16 protein-coding genes are annotated in these 18660 nt (G+C 54.4%); 13 read left to right on the top strand and 3 right to left on the bottom strand.

Annotated elements, in window-relative coordinates; translation table 11 throughout:
• Positions 1 to 283: 283 nt before the first annotated feature.
• From WMO23_RS04780 to WMO23_RS04735, 10 genes are all read left to right on the top strand, one after another.
• The gene (locus WMO23_RS04780; RefSeq protein WP_349173373.1) at positions 284 to 496 is read left to right on the top strand and encodes a hypothetical protein; all 213 of its coding nucleotides are present in this window, start codon (positions 284 to 286) and stop codon (positions 494 to 496) included.
• An 11-nt stretch (positions 497 to 507) separates the two neighbouring features.
• Positions 508 to 855, top strand: coding sequence for a hypothetical protein (locus WMO23_RS04775; RefSeq protein WP_349173371.1), 348 nt, complete (start codon positions 508 to 510; stop codon positions 853 to 855).
• Between the two features lie 3 nt (positions 856 to 858).
• A complete protein-coding gene (locus WMO23_RS04770) occupies positions 859 to 1488 on the top strand; it encodes a GH25 family lysozyme (protein ID WP_349173369.1) in 630 nt (209 codons plus the stop codon).
• Positions 1489 to 1503: 15 nt separating this feature from the next.
• Positions 1504 to 1917: a hypothetical protein gene (locus tag WMO23_RS04765; RefSeq protein ID WP_349173367.1), complete on the top strand. Its 414-nt coding sequence runs from the start codon at positions 1504 to 1506 to the stop codon at positions 1915 to 1917.
• A gap of 266 nt (positions 1918 to 2183) precedes the next feature.
• Positions 2184 to 2534 (top strand): hypothetical protein, encoded by a 351-nt coding sequence (locus WMO23_RS04760; RefSeq protein WP_349173365.1) that lies wholly within the window; start codon positions 2184 to 2186, stop codon positions 2532 to 2534.
• A 49-nt stretch (positions 2535 to 2583) separates the two neighbouring features.
• Positions 2584 to 2931, top strand: coding sequence for a hypothetical protein (locus tag WMO23_RS04755; RefSeq protein WP_349173363.1), 348 nt, complete (start codon positions 2584 to 2586; stop codon positions 2929 to 2931).
• Positions 2928 to 3425, top strand: coding sequence for a hypothetical protein (locus WMO23_RS04750; RefSeq protein ID WP_349173361.1), 498 nt, complete (start codon positions 2928 to 2930; stop codon positions 3423 to 3425). The genes WMO23_RS04755 and WMO23_RS04750 overlap by 4 nt, the downstream gene beginning before the upstream one ends.
• A 424-nt stretch (positions 3426 to 3849) precedes the next feature.
• Positions 3850 to 4959 (top strand): iron-containing alcohol dehydrogenase family protein, encoded by a 1110-nt coding sequence (locus WMO23_RS04745; RefSeq protein ID WP_349173359.1) that lies wholly within the window; start codon positions 3850 to 3852, stop codon positions 4957 to 4959.
• 142 nt (positions 4960 to 5101) lie between these two features.
• Positions 5102 to 7294 (top strand): U32 family peptidase, encoded by a 2193-nt coding sequence (locus WMO23_RS04740; RefSeq protein ID WP_349173357.1) that lies wholly within the window; start codon positions 5102 to 5104, stop codon positions 7292 to 7294.
• 20 nt (positions 7295 to 7314) lie between these two features.
• Positions 7315 to 9678 (top strand): endonuclease MutS2, encoded by a 2364-nt coding sequence (locus tag WMO23_RS04735; protein WP_036201013.1) that lies wholly within the window; start codon positions 7315 to 7317, stop codon positions 9676 to 9678.
• A gap of 549 nt (positions 9679 to 10227) precedes the next feature.
• Here WMO23_RS04735 and WMO23_RS04730 read toward each other — a convergent pair.
• From WMO23_RS04730 to WMO23_RS04720, 3 genes are all read right to left on the bottom strand, one after another.
• Positions 10228 to 10890 carry a hypothetical protein gene (locus tag WMO23_RS04730; RefSeq protein ID WP_292108136.1) on the bottom strand — a complete coding sequence of 221 codons (663 nt, stop codon included), beginning with the start codon at positions 10888 to 10890 and terminating at the stop codon, positions 10228 to 10230.
• A 129-nt stretch (positions 10891 to 11019) separates the two neighbouring features.
• Positions 11020 to 11742, bottom strand: a complete 723-nt coding sequence (locus tag WMO23_RS04725; protein WP_020310992.1) for an NAD-dependent protein deacylase — start codon at positions 11740 to 11742, stop codon at positions 11020 to 11022.
• A gap of 14 nt (positions 11743 to 11756) precedes the next feature.
• Positions 11757 to 12248, bottom strand: a complete 492-nt coding sequence (locus WMO23_RS04720) for an HD domain-containing protein (RefSeq protein ID WP_020310993.1) — start codon at positions 12246 to 12248, stop codon at positions 11757 to 11759.
• A 172-nt stretch (positions 12249 to 12420) separates the two neighbouring features.
• Here WMO23_RS04720 and WMO23_RS04715 point away from each other — a divergent pair, with 172 nt between their 5' ends.
• The 3 genes from WMO23_RS04715 (at position 12421) to sstT (ending at position 18540) form a co-directional block, all read left to right on the top strand.
• Entirely contained in the window at positions 12421 to 13827 is a 1407-nt protein-coding gene (locus tag WMO23_RS04715) for an alanine/glycine:cation symporter family protein (protein ID WP_020310994.1), read from the top strand.
• A 323-nt stretch (positions 13828 to 14150) separates the two neighbouring features.
• Positions 14151 to 16946 (top strand): isoleucine--tRNA ligase, encoded by a 2796-nt coding sequence (gene ileS / locus WMO23_RS04710; RefSeq protein WP_292282045.1) that lies wholly within the window; start codon positions 14151 to 14153, stop codon positions 16944 to 16946.
• Between the two features lie 346 nt (positions 16947 to 17292).
• Positions 17293 to 18540, top strand: coding sequence for a serine/threonine transporter SstT (gene sstT, locus WMO23_RS04705; protein ID WP_020310996.1), 1248 nt, complete (start codon positions 17293 to 17295; stop codon positions 18538 to 18540).
• Positions 18541 to 18660 lie beyond the last annotated feature (120 nt).

Raw genomic sequence — 18660 nt, 5'->3', positions numbered from 1 at the left:
AGAACATCCAAACAGAATTATCAAAAGAGGACGTAGAAGCTAATTTCGACCAGCTCTTCTTGACGGCCGATTTTCCGGAACCGGCATTAGAAGAGCGCGTGGCCGTATTAGAAAACGCTATTGCGGAGATGGCAAGTGAGGTGGTAAGCAATGGCTAAGTTTTGGGCACTCCAAGTGATCATGCGCCGTGTCACACTCGATAAAGTGCCGGCCAAATATCGCGATGCAGTTGTAAAAATCTTACAAGACATGGACGCAGAATACAAATAGAATCGAGGTTTATATGAATGACGATGAATTAATAGATCGTTTGGGGCGGATCGAAGCCCAGCTTACTGATCTTAATCGCGAAGTAGTCCAAGCGATTGAATCCAGCAAATCAGCACACCACAGGATCGATGATTTGAAGCATGATATTTGTTGGACGCTAGGGACAAGTGTAACCGTAGTTGGTATTTTTGCATCCACATTAACAGCTGTCTTACAGCGTATATAGGGGGCGGCGCTATGAAAGAAAAAATAACCCAGCTCGGTCAGTGGGGCCAGAAGCACTGGCTCCAATTAATCATCATTATGAGCATCCTTATGATGATATTTTTGTTCCTTGTGCTGTTCAGCTGGCTTTTCGGCTACTGGAGTAACGCACTAAGGGGGACACACTTTGAATTAATGAGCTGTTGGAGCGGCGTGACGGCCGTTATCGGTGGTATCGCTACCGTCGTCGGCCTTGGTAAAGCCTGTTGGACGAAATACGGCTATGACAGCCGTTTCAACTCCGCGCCACACGTAATGCCGGTACAACCGCAAAACGCGCCTACAGCGGCGAATAGCGTGGAAAAAGTAAAGGAGAAATGAGATATGATTCGAGGATTTGACGTATCCCAAGCACAGGGATACTTAGACGCCGATTTTTGGCAGGCCGCCGCCGATAGCGGTTGTAAATTTGTCTATGTACGCTGTTCCTGGGGTAACGGGCACGAAGACGAACAGTTCCGCCACAATGTCCAGATGGCGCATGAATACGGCCTTAAGGTCGGCGCTTATCACTATGATTATTCGCTCACGCCGGACGTCACAGCGGACCACGCACGGAAATGCGCGGCTATCATTGCCGACGCGGGCGTCCTGCTGGAACTGCCGGTATTCTTTGATTTGGAAGACGCTGACCATTGGAAAGAAAGAAATAGCTATGATTTCACCGGCGAAACAGCGACAGCCCAGTGTCAGGCATGGATTGACAATATTGGCCTGGGAACGGGCGTCTATGCATCCTACGGCTGGCTGGAAGACCGTGTATCCGACAGATGGGGCAACGGCGGGTCCACGCCGATTGATTGGCGTGCCTTAAACTGCTCAACCTGGAACGCGGAATGGGGCGACGTCGACGACATTAAAGCTTTTGTCTGGCAGGATACTGACAAGCTGCCGATTGGGGGCCAGCTCATCGACGGCGACTATATGTATGCAGATAACCTTTTCGACGACTAACAGGAGGCGATCCCCTTGTATCTTCCACATCTAAAAGAGGAGGTTGATAAGATTGCCGAAAATAAAAAGACCCTTATTGTATCTTGCGTTGTCCTTGTCCTTGTGTTCGCCTTTGGCTGGCTTTTGTGCCGATACTACGACGGCCGCGCCCGTGAAGACAGTGCAGATGTCACTCGAACAGTACAATCAGTTAAAGACGACAATCAGAGAGCAAGAGAAAACGTTAGCACAGCTACAGAGCAGATTAGACAAGCTGGACAGCAACTCAACAGCCTTGCAGAATCAATTGACGCAAGCGAAAGAACAGTTGACGACAACAAGGCAGTCATTGACGACAGCCGACAGCTCATTGAGTCAAGCCAGCGAAGCCTTGAACAAGCAGAGTCAATCCTTAGCGACATTGACAGAGCAAATCAACTCAATGACTAAGAAGGAAGCCGGGCTGACCCGGCAACGTGATACGTGGGCCGTCGTAGCCGGGGCCTTGGCTGTCGGCTGTTTGATAAAATAATATCGCATTATGTAACAAGCCCCTGGTCACGAGCGTGGCCGGGGGCTATTTTTTTATTTTATACGTATAAAACTATTGACTTTCTACGTATATATGTTATAATATAATCAAGGAAGGGGAAAACAAGACCTTCCAAAATAAATCTTGAGAGCGCACCGTAAGGAAGTCGCCAAGGAGGAAAATTATGGCTACATATTTCGACATCAGCTCTTTACCGTTAGTAAACGACGTAGATGAAAACAAAGTTTCCGAAATCAAAAAATCTATTTTAAAGAACGGCTGGAAAGGCGCCCCGATTCTGTACACGAATATGGGCCTTGTAACCGGCAGTCACCGGCTCGCCGCTCTTCGCGAAATCGAAGAAACGGAAGACGATGATGATGTCTTATTTGAAGACGTCGCTGAAGACGTCACAGACATCGTCAACGATTACTGCGAAAAAAATGATATGACGTGGGACGAACTTGATTTCTCGTACTTAAGAGAAATATTTGCAGGTACATGGGTGGAAGAATATGAAATCAGAGAATGGTAATTTATTTGGCGGTCAGAAATGGCCGCCTTTCACATAAGGAGGAAAAACTATGAAAAGAACAATTTATATGTCGGAACCGCTCGAACGGCTCGCTGATGAAACACGCGGAGACAGCCGCCGCACAAGCGGTTTTTCTCGTCGGCTAGGGGAGATTGTTGAAAGGTATCAGATTATGCTTGATTTAGATACCCTGCCAGAGCTGACAGAAACAGAATTGGCAATCATGGGTGAAGTGCTGTGCGGAGCCGTTATTGACCGGCGCAAAATCCGTGGCCTGCATCTTGACGTGCTGGATGCAACCACCGGATCCGATGATAATCGGAAGCAGCTGTCGGGAAAAATCGAAGCATTGACAGCTGGTCAGCGCCTGGTACTCGTGGAAAGCCTTGGCTTATGAGAAAGAGCGACATAAGAATTGGGACTAAATTTGGCTACTGGACCGTTATCGAGCCACCAGATGCTACCCGGCATGATTATGTACGATGCCGTTGCATTTGCGGTAAAGAAAAAATGATTTACGTTTATAATTTGCTCCAGGGGAAATCTCTTTCGTGCGGATGTAAGCGGAAAGAGGGAGACAGCCTGGTACTTAAAGACGGGCGTAAATTGACGGCCAAAGTACACCGGCAACACGTAGCTATTAAATACGCCGGATTTGGGCGGGAAATTAATAGGAATAACAGTACTGGAGTTCCTGGAGTGTCTGTCTTTAGAAATGGCCAATACCGGGCTTATATAAGTGTTGGCCGAAAGCAGATTCATTTAGGATTTTTTGACAAATTGGATGACGCTAAAGCGGCCAGAAAAGCAGCGGAACAGCGATACTTTGCAGACCGGCAAGAAAAAGCAGATGCGCTAAAAAAGAAGCTCAAAAAGGACAGCTCGAAATGAGCTGTCCTCTCCATCCTCACAACACAAAATACATTCGAGAACATTCGTTTTCTGTTGGCATTGTAATAGACGCGCAATATACAAAAATGCTGGCAGGCCGCTTCCTGCCTTAAATTTCAGTTCTCGAAACGTTAATATTTTTTCAAGATATTTTCGTCAAACCTATGCCATTAAAAGAGGCTGTCGCATGTGCGACAGCCTCTTTTTGAGTATCAAGTTTGCAGTTTGTAGTTGTTAGTGAAGGCTTTTAAATTTAAAACCATTTTCTACAAACTACAAACTCCGTACTAAAAACTATAAAATAAAAGAGGCTGTCTTCATATGACAGCCCCTTTTTGAACCCGTCCCGCCACTAGCCCAAGCGGCCTAAAGATGTTAAAATGGATAGGAAATAAGCTGTTTGCTGTGTGAAGGGGGAATCTGCATGTTTACGTATTATATGCCGACGAAGGTATTTTTTGGAAAGGGCTGTATCGCTCAGTCCGGCGAAGTGCTGGCTGATCTGGGACGCAAGGCGCTGCTGGTCACGGGGCGTCATTCGGCCAAGGTGAATGGGTCCCAGGCTGCCGTCGTGGAAAAGCTGGATGAATTGGGGATTTCCTGGTTCCTTTTTGATGAGGTCGAAAATAATCCGTCTGTAGCGACGATCCGCAAGGCCGCTGCTTTTGCTATGGAAGAGGGCGTCGATTTCGTCATCGGTATCGGCGGCGGTTCGCCCATGGATGCGGCCAAGGCCATCGCCCTGGTCTGCACGCAGGAGCAGGAGCTGGATGATGAACAGTTGTTTACCGGCCCGTACCGCAAGCCCTTGCCCATCGTCGCCGTACCGACGACGGCCGGGACGGGCAGTGAAGTGACCAAGGTCAGCGTCCTGACCAATCCCAAGGCCGGGACCAAGCAGTCCATCAATACGCCGCTCATTTTCCCGGTCTATGCCTTTGCCGACCCGGCCTTTACGGACAGTGTGCCCGAAGCCGTCACCATTGATACGGCCATTGATGCCTTGTCCCATGCCATCGAAGGCTATATGTCCACGGCGTCGACGCCCATGAGCGATGTCTGGGCCGAAGAAGCCATGCGTTTCCTCGGCGTCCATTTGACGGACCTCAAAGGCGACGTTTCGCCTGTCGTCCGGGAAGACCTGCTCTATGGCTCGACCCTGGCAGGCATCACCATTGCCCAGACGGGGACGACCATGGTCCACAGCATGGGTTATATGCTGACCTATTATAAGGGACTCAGCCATGGCCGGGCCAATGGCCTGCTCTTGCCGGCGTACATGAAGCTCATGGAAGAAACGATGGCCGATAAGGCGGAAAAGGTCTGGGCTATCCTGGGCCTGTCCGGTGCCGGCGATTTTGCGGCCCTTATGCAGGATCTCATGGGCGATACCGTCGATTTGAGCGACGAAGAAATCGAAAAATTCGTCACCCTGACCTTGCCGACAGGCGGTGTCCAGCGGACGCCATATGCCGTCACGGCGGAGCTGCTCACTCGTATTTATCAGCAGTTGGCTGGGACACATAAATCGTAAAAGCGTAATTGCCGTATGACGATAGCGCTTTTTGAGTTCGCAGTTTTTAGTTTTTAGTTTGTAGTGAGGGCAAAAATTTAAAACCCAATTTCTACAAACTACAAACTCTATGCTATAAACTATTAAAAGTAGGAGGATTTTCATGGCAGAATTATTAGCCCCGGCAGGCTCTTTAGAAAATGTACTCACGGCCATTGACGCCGGTGCCGATGCCGTTTATTTTGGCGGGAAAGGCTTCAATGCCCGCAAATTTGCTCATAATCTCGACGATGCTGAAATCGGACAGGCTGTCCGGACGGCTCATTTATTTGGTGTAAAAGTCTATGTCACAGTCAACATCCTCATGGCAGACACGGAATTAGAGGCTTTGTCGGCCTATTTGCAGCTCCTCGACTCATTCGGCGTCGATGGCATCATCGTCCAGGACCTGGCCGTAGCCGCTTTGGCCCGGAAAGTCGCGCCGAATCTGCCGCTCCACGGCAGTACGCAGATGACTGTGGCCGACTTGGACGGCGTCCGTTTCCTTGAGGCCAATGGCTTCACCCAGGCTGTATTGTCCCGCGAGTTGTCGGCGCAGGAAATCCGTTTCATCGCTTCTCAGTCGTCCATTCCCATTGAAGTCTTCATCCACGGTGCGTCGTGCATGGCCTATTCCGGCCAGTGCCTGATGAGCAGCTTCCTCGGCGGCCGCAGCGGCAACCGCGGTGCCTGTGCCCAGCCCTGCCGTCAGCCTTATACGCTGCTCTGCGATGGCCAACCTGTCATGAAACACGAGGCCTATGTCCTCAGCCTGAAGGATTTGAAATCCCTCGATTATATCGACGACTTGCTCGATGCCGGCGTCACGTCCTTTAAAATCGAAGGCCGCATGAAGGGCGATACGTACGTCCGGACCGTCGTTTCGGCGTACCGCAGGGTCATCGATGCCCATTACCAGAGCCCGCAGCAGCGCAAGGCCGCCCATCACGAAGCGGCAGCCCTCCTGGAAGGCGCCTTTAACCGCAGTTATCAGGCCGATTTCCTGGGAGATTCCGTCAGCCGCCGCACGTTGACCGAACGCAATCCGTCGGGGCGGCAGACGGCTGATGACATGGCCGGCGGATTGACGCGGAAACTTTCCATCTATGGCCATGTCGACACGGAAGACCAGGGGAACCTGCGCCTGACCTTGTGGGATGAAAATGGCCATACCGCCTCGGCCGTAGCCGATTTCCAGCCTGAACCGGCCCGCCAGCGGCCGGCAACGGCCGATTACGTCCAGGGCCAGCTCGGCCGCCTGGGCGATACGCCCTTTGCCCTGGCCAGTGTGACCGTGTGGGATGAAACGCGCATGATCCCGGCCAGTGTCCTGAACGGCCTGCGCCGTCAGGCCGTTCAGGCTTTGACCGAGGCCATCCTGGCGGATTACCCGCGGCCGGCAGCCGGAAAGGCCCGGCAGCGGCAGGCTCCGGACAGGCAGCCTGGGGACAAGGAGGCCATGCAGCTCGTCGTCCGCTGTGACAGTGTCGACGGCGTCGTCGCCGCCGCGGACCAGGGTGCCGACGTCATCATCTTTGGCGGCGAATCGTACCATCATCATCCCTTCGGCACCAAGGCCTGGCAGGCCGCCGTCCAGGCCGCTCATGAACAGGGCGCGGCGCTGTGGGCCGGTACGCCGCGTATTGTCCGCGAAGAGAACCGGCTGGTCGTCCAGAACGAACTGGAACGGGCCATCACGGCCGGCGTCGATGGTATCTATGCCGGTGCCATGGCCATTTTCGCCATGATAGCCGACTTGAATATTACCGTGCCCGTCCGGGCCGATTGGTCCCTCAATATCTTTAACAGCCAGGCGGCCCGGGCCTATGCGTCCTTGGGCTGTACGGCCATTACGGCGTCTGTCGAAGCGACACTGCGCCAGCTGAAGGAAATGGTCCGCCAGAGCGGCTGTCCCATCGAAGCCGTCGTCCAGGGCCGGGCCGAAATGATGGTCACTGAGTCCTGCGTCATTTCGTCCTTTGCCGGCAAGGGCCAGAAGAAAGGCTGCCCGGGCGTCTGCAACCGCGGTGCCTATGCCCTGCGGGACCGCCGGGACGAAACGTTCCCTGTCGTCACCGACCAGTATTGCCGCAACCACATCCTCAACAGCCGGGATCTGGATATGGCGCCGTACTATAAAGACCTGTGCCGCGCCGGCATCGCCGCCATCCGCATCGAAGGCCGCGGCCGCACGCCGCAGTGGATCGGCCAGCAGGTCAGCCGGTACCGCCGCCTCTGTGACGGTACGGAAACGATGCTCTTAGGCAGGGAAGACCAGACCGTGACGCGCGGTCATTTCTTCCACGGAATCTTATAACAACAGGAGTAATGCCATTTATGAATAAAAGAAGTATGAGGATTTTGGGATTCTACCAGGTCCAGAACCTGCTGGTCCGCCTGGCCCCGTCCCGGTTGTCTAAAGAAATCGCCCGCCGCCTGAGACCGGTGAACGATGGCGATGTCATTGAAAAGAACCTGACCGATACGGAAGAAGCCGTCCGCTGCATGCAGACGGAAACGAGTACGCCCTTCGGCGGCATCGTCGATATCCGTCCGTCCCTGGAAAAGGCCAAGCGCGAAGTGACCCTCGATTCCCATGAATGTATCGATATCTGGAATAACCTCCAGCATTATGGGGAAATCCGGTCGTTCTTCGCCGAACGGGGGGCTGAGTATCCCCAGCTGGCCGAACAGGCTGAGGTCATCGGCGATTTTTCCCAGCTTTCTCATTCTTTCGCCACTGTCTTTGACAACAACCGCCAGATCCGCGACAATGCGTCGCCGGAATTGATGCGCCTGCGCAGCCGTATCGTCGAACTGGAACGGCAGACCAAGCGCTATGTCAATAATGTCCTGCAGAACAAGGAATACCAGAAGTATTTCCAGGATGCCCTGGTCACAGTGCGCAACAACCGCTATGTCATCCCCATCAAGCAGGAATACCGCCATGCCTTTCCCGGCATCGTCCACGATACGTCGGCCAGTGGTTCGACGCTCTATGTCGAACCGCTGGCCATCGTCAATGCCAACAACGACCTGCAGGCCGCCCGCATTGGCGAAACGAAGGAAATCGAACGCATTTTCCGCCGCCTGACGGCCAAAGTGCAGCAGCAGTACAATGACTTGTATGACAGCACGAAGTGTGTCGGTCAGCTGGAATTCGCCTTTGCCAAGGCCCAGTTAGCCTTGAAGATGAAAGCCTGCCGTCCGGCTATTTCCAAGACGCGGGAAATCAGGCTTATCCAGGCCCGCCATCCCCTCATCGACGCCAAGCACGTCGTGCCCAATACCATCGTCATCGGCGGCGATTACCGCATCCTGCTCATTACGGGCTCCAACACGGGTGGCAAGACCGTTTCCATGAAGACCCTGGGCCTTTTGGTCCTCATGCATCAGGCCGGCCTGTTCATCCCAGTCGGCGAATCGTCGGAACTGCCCGTCTTCCGCGACGTCTTTTCCGACATCGGCGACGAACAGGATATTTCCCAGAACCTGAGTACCTTTTCCAGCCATATGAAGCAGCTCATCTACATCCTCAAGCACTGCGGGCCGGAAGACCTCATCCTGGCAGACGAACTCGGTTCCGGTACGGACCCGGCCGAAGGCAGTGCCATCGCCATTGCCATCCTCGATGCCTTTTACCAGAAAGGCTCGTATGTCATGGTCACGACCCATTACAATGACCTCAAGAACTATGCCTATAATACGCCGGGCATCGAAAACGGCCACGTCGAGTTCGATATGGAAACGCTGAAGCCGACGTACAAGCTGCGCATCGGCTCGGCCGGCAGTTCCCACGCCTTCAGCATCAGCGAACGCCTGGGCATGCCCAAGGATATCCTGGAAAAAGCCAAAGACCTGCGCAGCAAGGCTCAGGACATGAATATGGAAAAAGTCCTGACCCAGCTCAATGCACAGGCCAAAAAGATGGACGAAGAACAGGCGGAACTGGAATACCGCCTGCGCGAAGCGCGGAAACTGGAAGACGATTTGCGCAAAGAAAAGGACAAGGTCACGTCAAAGCGGCAGGATATCATCGACGCCAGCCGCCGCGATGCCGTCGACCTCAAGCGCAACCTCCGCGTCGAAGCCGAAAAGATTATCCGCGAGCTGAAGGCCCAGTCCAAGGAGGGGACGGACCGGGAAAAGGCCAAGGCCATCGACAAGGCCCGCCGGGCTATCCAGCAGATTTCCCTGCCTGAAGCGGAAAAGCCCCAGCGCGACCCTGTCGACCTGTCGAAATTGAAAGTCGGCCAGCAGGTCTTCGTCAACAACCTGGACAGCGTCGGCACGGTCGAAGACATCGGCAGCAAACAGCTGACCGTCTCCGTCCGGGGCATGACGGTCCGGGTCAAATTCAAAGACGTCAGTGCGCCGTACCTGGACGAATTGAAGAAAGAACAACAGGCCGAAAAGAAAGCCGCTGCCGCCTCGTCGTACCGGCCTATCCGCACGTCCAGCGTGGCCACGGAATTGAACATCATCGGCAAGACCTTCAGCGAAGCCCTGCCGGAAGTAGAACGCTTCCTCGACCAGGCCCTGGCTGCCGGCTTCAGTCCGGTCAAGATCATCCACGGCAAGGGCAGCGGTGCCCTGCGCCGTCAGATCCACGCCTTCCTCGACGACCAGCCCTTCGTCAAGAAATACCAGCTCGACGACGTAGAAGGCGGTGGTGCCGGCGTCACCCTGGTCTATTTCTAAGGAAAGTGGGGGGCTGTCGCACGAAGGTTTTTGCCATCATGCAAGACCCCTCTTACTTTATAGTTTGTAGTATGGAGTTTGTAGTTTGTAGAACGGAGTTTATAGTTTGTAGGGGACGCCCGTGGGCGGCCCGCCCCTACAGAAAAAGGAGCTGTCTTCGTACGACAGCTCCTTTTTTCATGTAATATTTCCTATGCTGACTACGCCATCACCATGGTCGATGAAATCGAAAAGGGCCATCACATCAATCAGCGCATCAGCGTCGTCGGGGCCTAAGTATTCCTGGATCTCCTAAAAAAGAAGCAGCCCACCTTGTCGTAACCACCGTATCGCAGTGGCTGCGGCAACATGAGCCGATAGAAGTCGTCTTCAACGTTTTTACCGAGGAAGACCGGATAATATATGAACGAGAACTAGTGGAAAAAGGGGAATAGTAGATTGTGCGGTAGGGGTCGCCGCGTGGGCGACCCGCTGGGCATTTGGAAACGCTCTCCCCGAGTTGGAAAATCGCTCATATTCTGGGGCGGGTTTGCCACGTGCAAGCCCCTACTAGAACAGCATCTGGAAGTGGATGCGGGTCATTTCGTGGGGGTCCGGGCTGCCGGTCTTGGCCTGGCTGGCGAAGGACTGCATGACGCTGAATTTCAGGTTCTTGGCGACGATGTAGTCGGCACCGATGCCCCAGCTGCGCTGGTTGTCCATGTCGCTGGAGAAGCGCCACGTGAAGGGGTTGCCGCCCATGAAGGAGCCGGCGATATATTTGGCAAAATAGTCTTCACCCGAACTGTGGTTGGACTGATGAAGGCGGTTGTAGTAGAAACCGGCTTCGGAACGGGCGGCCTTGCCGCCGCCGAAGAAGGCGTCGATTTCACCGTAGCCCGTCTTCAGGCCATCCGTACTGAAGTGATCCGAATGGGCGGCGTCGGAAATCGGCTTCACTGTATCGACACCGGGTTTCTTGCCGTCTTTGAATTTGCCGTAGCCTGTGGTGATGGCCAAGTTATCGTTGTGATAGCGCAGTTCGGCGCCGTCGAGGGCATCGAAGTACTGCAGGCCGTAGGCGTCGCGGCCGATGCGGTAGACGTCATTGCGGCCGACGCTGAGTTCCCAGTTCTTGCTGCCGAAGTTGTAGTCCACTTTGGCCAAATCGACATAGGGATTATTGCCTTCGTCAGAAGCGGCTGCCAGGGTACAGACTACTTGTTTCTTCACGAATAAAAGACCTTCTTTCTTCTCATTCTTTTTGCGTATGCAGAAAAGTGCATAAAATTATACACTGCCTCTAGTATACTACGATGTGTTATGACTGTGTGTCAAATGAGAAGGAAGTTTACCTTTTCTTTATAATTTTACGTGACTGAAGACTTCGCCAATCGGGTCGTGGAGGACCAGGTCGGCGGCGCTGTCCATGTCGGTGCTCGACTTGTTGATGAGGACCAGTTTATGGCCGCGGTAGTAGCGGACCAGGCCGGCAGCGGGGTAGACGACGAGGCTCGTGCCGCCGATGATGAGCATGTCGGCGTGGCTGATGTAGTACAGGGACTGTTCGATGACGTCGTTGTCCAGGCCTTCTTCATAGAGGACGACGTCGGGCTTGATGGTGCCGCCGCAGGCGTCGCACTTGGGGATGCCTGTGGAATTCTTCATGTATTCGGCGTCGAAGAATTTGTTGCAGTGCATGCAGAAGTTGCGGTGGACGCTGCCGTGCAGTTCCAGGACATTCTTACTGCCCGCTTTCTGGTGCAGGCCGTCGATGTTCTGGGTGACGATGGCTTTCAATTTGCCGGCTTTTTCCAGTTCGGCCAGCTTGATGTGGGCCATGTTGGGCTGGGCGTCGAGGGCCAGCATCTTGTCGCGGTAGAAGCGGTAGAATTCTTCCGTGTTGTCCATGAAGAAGGAGTGGCTGAGGATCGTTTCGGGCGGGTATTTATAGTGCTGGTTATACAGGCCGTCGGTGCTGCGGAAATCGGGGATGCCGCTTTCCGTCGATACGCCGGCGCCGCCGAAGAAGACGATGTTATCGGAATTTTTTACCATGTCGACGAATTTTTCAATATTTGTCATCGTAATTACCCCTTTCATACATTGTAGGTGTCTTTCAATAACTGCAGGCCCGACGGGGTGCGGAATACCTTGTCGCGGAAGGTGGCAATGGCTTCCGGTTTCAGCTGGTCTTCGTAGGCGTTGACCAGGAAATCGGCTTCCAGGAGTATCTGGTAGTCCAGTCCGTCGACACCGTCGTAGGTGTGATGGTGGGCGATGAGGAAGCAGACCCGGTCGATGAGCTTTTCGTCAGCACCGAGTTCTTCCAGGATAGCCCTGGCCGGGGCGGGTCCTTCGATTTCCTGATATTTGCCCGACGAGGAACCGTATTTTTCTTCGGCTGCGTGGATGCCGATGTCGTGGAGGACGGCAGCCGTGCGCAGGATGTCCTGCTGGTCTTCGGGCAGTCCTTCCAGGCGGCCGATGGTGTCGGCATAGGCGTAGACCTTGAGGAAATGATGGATGCGCCGGGCATCGCCGTGGTCGAAGGCGATAGCCTTCTGTATTACTTGTTCAATAGCTGTCATGTAAATCCCTGCCTTTCTGTTTCATTATACTACAGGGCCGGGAAGATAGGAACGGCCTGATACAAACCATCCATAGCCTATTGACAGATTATCACATCATACCGTATCCTTTTTATAGGACTTTTTTTAATTTTTATTTATATTTTTATTTTTATGGTAAGGATGTGATTCTATGATTATGGCTGTCCTGAACTACCTCGATGATGTCCTTTATTATCCTATCTTAATGGTCATCCTCATTGCAGCCGGCCTTATTTTTTCCTGGAAGACGCGCTGTGTCCAGCTGCGCCTGTTCCCGGAAAGTATCCGCGTCGTCATGGAAAAACCGACGGAAGCCGGGAAAGTATCGTCTTTCCAGGCCCTCATGGTTTCGACGGCGTCCCGTGTCGGTACGGGCAATATCATCGGCGTCTCGACGGCAATCTGCCTGGGCGGTCCCGGTGCCGTTTTCTGGATGTGGCTTCTGGCCATCATCGGCGGGGCTACGGCCTTCATTGAAAGCACGCTGGCCCAGATTTACAAGCGCCGCAATCCCCTGGGCCACAGCTACGGCGGTCCGGCCTACTACATTGAAACGGCCATGCACAAGCGCTGGCTCGGCGTCCTCTTCGCCTTTTCCCTGATCGTGACTTATGCCGGCGGCTTCAACCTGCTCTGCTCGTTCAACATGCAGTCGACGTTCCTGGTCTACAGCTTCTACGACCCGACGACGACGCCGTGGATCATCGGCGCCATTTTTGCGGCTCTCGTCGCCTACTGCCTCATCGGTGGCGGCCAGCGCATCATCAAGGTCACATCGGTCCTGGTTCCGCTCATGGGCGGCATCTATATCCTGGCAGCGCTCATCGTCATCGTCTTCCACATTACCAGCCTGCCGCAGGTCTTCGCCATGATCTTCGCCGATGCCTTCGACTTCCAGTCCATCCTCGGCGGCGTGTCCGGCTCCTGCATGGTCTACGGTATCAAGCGCGGCCTCTATTCCAACGAAGCCGGTATCGGTTCGGCCCCGAATGCAGCAGCCGCAGCCGATGTCAGCCATCCGGTCAAACAGGGCCTGGTCCAGATGCTGTCGGTCTTCATCGATACCCTCCTGGTCTGCAGTGCTACGGCTTTCATGGGCCTCTTCTCGGGCGTGCCCATCACTAAGGAAGTAGCCGGTGCGGCTTACGTCCAGAATGCAGCTACGGCCGTCTTCGGCGGCTTCGGTCCGCTCCTGATTACGATCTGCATGCTGCTCTTCGGTTTTTCCACGCTCATCGGCAACTTGTTCTATGTCGATAACTGCATCCGCTTCATCCACAAGGGCGCGCCGTCCCACGGCTTCGTCAATACTTTCCGCATTGTCTGCGTCCTCGTCGTCTTCGTCGGCGCCGGCATGTCCATGGCCGCTGTCTGGGATATTGCCGATATCCTCATGGCCGTCATGTGCTTCATCAACATCCCGGCCTGCTTCATCCTGGGCAACACGGCCGTCAAGGCCATGCGCGACTACCAGCAGCAGAAGAAGGAAGGCAGGAACCCTGTCTTCAAGGCGGCTTCCATCGGCATTGATGAAAGTACGGTCCAGTATTGGAAGTAAGCCTCTTGACAAATGGGGGATAAGCCTTTACAATACGTCTATGTACAAGTAATTGTCACAAAAAAATGAAAAGCGATGAACAAGACGGCCAGTGTCGCCTGTGCCTTTTCAGCGAACCGGGGATAGTGAGAGCCCGGCAAAGGCCGCATGCTGGCGGATCACTTGGGAGCTGCAGCTGCGAACCAGCTGCCGGGTCGCGTCGTTATTGCGCGTCAAAGTGGCTGCTCCGGCAGTCAATAGGGTGGTACCACGGTGATTACGTCTTCGTCCCTTTTTGGGACGGAGACGTTATTTTTTTTCACAGATTCAGAGGAGGAAACACAATGGATTACGGTAAGACTTTACATCTGCCTCAGACCGATTTCCCCATGCGCGGCAACTTGCCGAAACGGGAACCGGATTTTTTGAAATTCTGGCAGGACAACAAGATTTATGAAAAACGCTTGAAGAAACGGGACGGTGCGCCCAAGTTCATTCTTCACGACGGTCCTCCGTATGCCAATGGCAAGATCCACATCGGCCATGCATTGAATAAAGTATTAAAAGACATTATCCTCAAATATAAGACCCAGCAGGGCTGCTATACGAAATACGTTCCCGGTTGGGATACGCACGGCCTGCCTATCGAACACGCCGTCATCAAAGATACGGGCCTGAACCGCCACGAAATGGCCCCCCTCGACTTGCGTGCCAAATGCCGTGACTACGCCCTGGCCCGCGTGGAAGAACAGAAGAAAGACTTCATCCGCCTCGGCGTCCTCGGTGACTGGGACCATCCGTACCTGACGCTGCGCAAGCCCGTCGAAGTCGCTCAGATCGGCGTCTTCGGGGAAATGGCCAAGAAAGGCTACATCTACAAAGGCCTGAAGACCGTTTACTGGTGCCCGCACTGCGAAACGGCCCTGGCTGAAGCTGAAATCGAATACAAGGATGATAAATCCTTCTCCATTTACGTCAAATTCAAGTCCGTCGACCTCAGCTGCCATATGCCGAAAGGTGCCGATCCGGACAAAGTCTTCGCCCTCATCTGGACGACGACGCCGTGGACCATTCCCTGCAACGTCGCCATCAGTGCCAACGAAAACTTTGAATACGTCTGGGTACGCATCGGCGACGAATACCTGCTCATGGCCAAAGACCTGGTCGAACCGACCATGAAAGCCGGCAAAGTCGACGACTACGAAGTCCTGCCCGACGTCATGACGGGCAAACAGCTCGAAGGCCTGGTCTTCAAGCATCCCTTCTATGACCGTAAAGTCCCCATCATCCTCGGCGACCACGTCACTCTCGAAGCTGGTACCGGCCTCGTCCATACCGCTCCGGACCATGGCCAGGACGACTTTGATGTTTGCAAAAAATATGCTGCCTGGGGCCTCAAGCCGCTGGGCACAGTCGACGGCACGGGCCGTTACACCGACAAGGTTCCCGGCTTTGAAGGCCAGTTCGTCTTCGATACGAACGTACCGGTCATCAAGAAACTGGCTGAACTGGGCGCCCTCTTTGCCAAGAGCACGTTCCGCCATCAGTATCCGCACTGCTGGCGCTGCAAGGAACCGATCATCTACCGTGCTACGGAACAGTGGTTCGCTTCGGTCGACGGCTTCCGCCAGAAAGCCCTCGATGCCATCGACACGGTCAAATGGATTCCGTCCTGGGGCCATGACCGCATTTACAATATGATCCACGACCGCGGTGACTGGTGCATTTCCCGTCAGCGTGTCTGGGGCGTGCCGATTCCTATCTTCTACTGCGAAGACTGCGGCGAACACATCATCAACGATGAAACCATCGCTCATTTGCAGAAGATGTTCGCCAAAGAAGGCTCCGATACGTGGTGGATGCACGACGTCAAGGAACTCATGCCGGAAGGCTATAAATGCCCGCACTGCGGCGGCACGCACTTCCGCAAGGAAACGGATATCATGGACGTCTGGTTCGACAGCGGCTGCACCCATCAGGGCGTACTGAAAAATGACCCGGACCTCGATTATCCCTGCGAAATGTACCTGGAAGGCTCGGACCAGCATCGCGGCTGGTTCAACAGCTCTCTGCTCACGTCGGTTGCCGTCAACGGCTATGCTCCGTACAAATCGGTCCTGACCCACGGCTTCACGGTCGACGGCGAAGGCCGCAAGATGAGTAAATCCGTCGGCAACACCGTCGCTCCCCAGGAAGTCATCGAAAAATACGGCGCTGACGTCCTGCGCCTGTGGGTATCGTCGGCTGACTACCAGGGCGATATCCGCTTGTCGCCGAAGATCCTGAAACAGCTCTCCGACGTCTACCGCAAGATCCGCAACACCTTCCGCTACCTCCTGGGCAACCTGGCCGACTTCGATCCGGCTAAGGATACGATCGCTTACCAGGACATGACGGACCTCGATAAATGGGCTCTCCTGCGTCTGGAACAGGTCTTTGAAGAAGTCACCGATGCTTATGAAAACTACCAGTTCCACGTCATGTACCACGCTATCCACAACTTCTGCACCGTCGATTTGAGCGCCATGTACCTGGATGTCATCAAAGACCGCCTGTATACGGAAAAGGCTGATTCCCATATCCGCCGCAGCGCCCAGTCGGCTATGTACATCATCCTCGATACGCTGGTCAAGATCGTCGCACCGGTCCTGTCCTTCACGGCCGAAGAAGTATGGCAGAACATGCCCGCTGTCGAAGGCAAGGAAGAAAGTGTCCTGCTCACCGATTGGCCCAAGGCTCACAAAGAATATCTCGACGCTGACCTCGATGCCCGCTGGGCTCAGTTCCTGTCGTACCGCCGCGATTTGACGCGTGTCCTCGAAGGCGCCCGTAAGGAACACAAGATCGGCCATGCCCTGGACGCAGCCGTCACCATCTATGCCGATGGCGAAGACTACGATTTCCTCAGCCAGTGGCAGGATCAGCTGGCCACGCTGCTCATCGTCAGCGAAGCCAAACTGGTCAAAGGCGAAGCCCCGGCTGAAGCCGTTGCCGGTGAAGACCACGGCGACATGAAAGTCGTCGTCGCTCCGTCGACAGCTGAAAAATGCGAACGCTGCTGGATCCACAGCGACACTGTCGGCTCGGATCCGAACCATCCGACCCTCTGCGCCCGCTGCGCTGCCGTATTAAGTGAATAAAAGTTTGATATATGAAAAAAGGGACTGTCACACGTGCGACAGCCCCTTTTTTTAGCAGTCAGCGGCTAGCAGTTAGCGGATGGTTTTAAATTTAGTGCTATCCACTAAAAACTACAAATGCTGAGAAATCAACCTCTCAGACCGCCTTTGGCGGCCAGCTCTCCTATGAGGAGAGCCTTTCGTCAAACATCATACATCAAAGGCAAAGAAAACCTACGTGATAACAAAGAGCTTTACATGAGATTTCTTTTTTTTATTGAAAATTTACGGCTTTTGCTTTATAATAAACAAGTGTATTCATACATTATACATTTGTAACATGGAATTAGGGTAGGAGGTTTTATTTATGCATAGTTTATGGAATGCATTGAACCGCATCAGCCTGATCAAGCAGATCATCATCGGCTTGGTCATCGGTATCGCCGTGGCTATGGCTTTCCCGGCAGCAGGGAAGGAACTGGCCTTGCTCGGCGTCATCTTCGTCGGGGCCTTGAAGGGCATCGCCCCGGTACTGGTCTTCGTCCTGGTCGCCGCTGCACTGAGCCGCAAACAGGAAGACCACGAATCGAACATCAAAGATGTCATCATCCTGTATCTCATCGGTACTTTTTTAGCGGCTTTCTTTGCCGTCATGATCAGTTTCGTCTTCCCCCTGACGCTGCAGCTCGACGTATCGGCTGCCAGCAATAAGGCACCGGAAGGCATTGCCGAAGTCTTGACGACGATCCTCAAGAACATCGTCGACAACCCGGTCCACGCCCTGATGACGGGCAACTACATCGGTATCCTCGGCTGGGCCTGCCTGTTCGGCGTTGCCGTCCGCCGCGTCTCCGAATCGTCGAAAGCCGTCCTCGATGACTGTGCCGACGCTGTCACGACCTGCGTCCAGTGGATCATCCGCCTGGCTCCGCTCGGCATCATGGGCCTCGTCGCCGACTCCGTTTCGTCCAACGGCATCGGTGCCCTCATCGGCTATGCTAAATTGCTCTGTCTTCTCTTAGGGTCGATGCTGCTCTTCGCCTTCGTCATCAACCCGATCATCGTCTACGCCAAGATCCACCGCAATCCGTACCCGCTGGTATGGAAATGCGTCAAGACGTCTGGCGTCACGGCCTTCTTTACGCGCAGCTCGGCCGCGAATATCCCGGTCAACCTGTCCCTGGCCAAGGAACTCGGCGTCAATCCCGATACGTATACGGTCACCATTCCGCTCGGTGCGACCATCAACATGTCCGGCGCAGCCATCACCATTTCCATCATGACCCTGGCTGCCGTCCACACCCTGGGCATTTCCGTCGACTTCCCGACGGCCCTCTTGCTCAGCGTCCTTTCGGCCATCGGCGCCTGCGGTGCTTCCGGCGTTGCCGGCGGCTCGCTGCTGCTGATCCCCATGGCCTGCAGCCTCTTCGGTATCTCCAATGATATCGCCATGCAGGTCGTCGGCGTCGGCTTCATCATCGGCGTCCTCCAGGACTCGACCGAAACGGCCCTCAACTCGTCGACAGACATCCTCTTCACGGCAGCTGCCGACTTTGCTCAGCGCGGCTATCCGGAACACCTGGGTGGCGGCCACGAAGTCAGCCATCAAGGGTAGGAACGCCCCTTGGGCGTTCCGCAGGCCGCAGTTCGCAGTCCGCGGTCCGCGTGTAGGGCGCCACGGATTATGACGAATAATGCAGGCCGCCGTTCGCATGTAGGGGCGCCACGTGGGGCG

The organism is Megasphaera intestinihominis (assembly GCF_040096415.1).
GTDB lineage: Bacteria > Bacillota > Negativicutes > Veillonellales > Megasphaeraceae > Megasphaera > Megasphaera intestinihominis.
The sequence above is the reverse complement of the archived record's forward strand: the minus strand, read 5'-3'. Positions and strand labels throughout refer to the sequence as shown.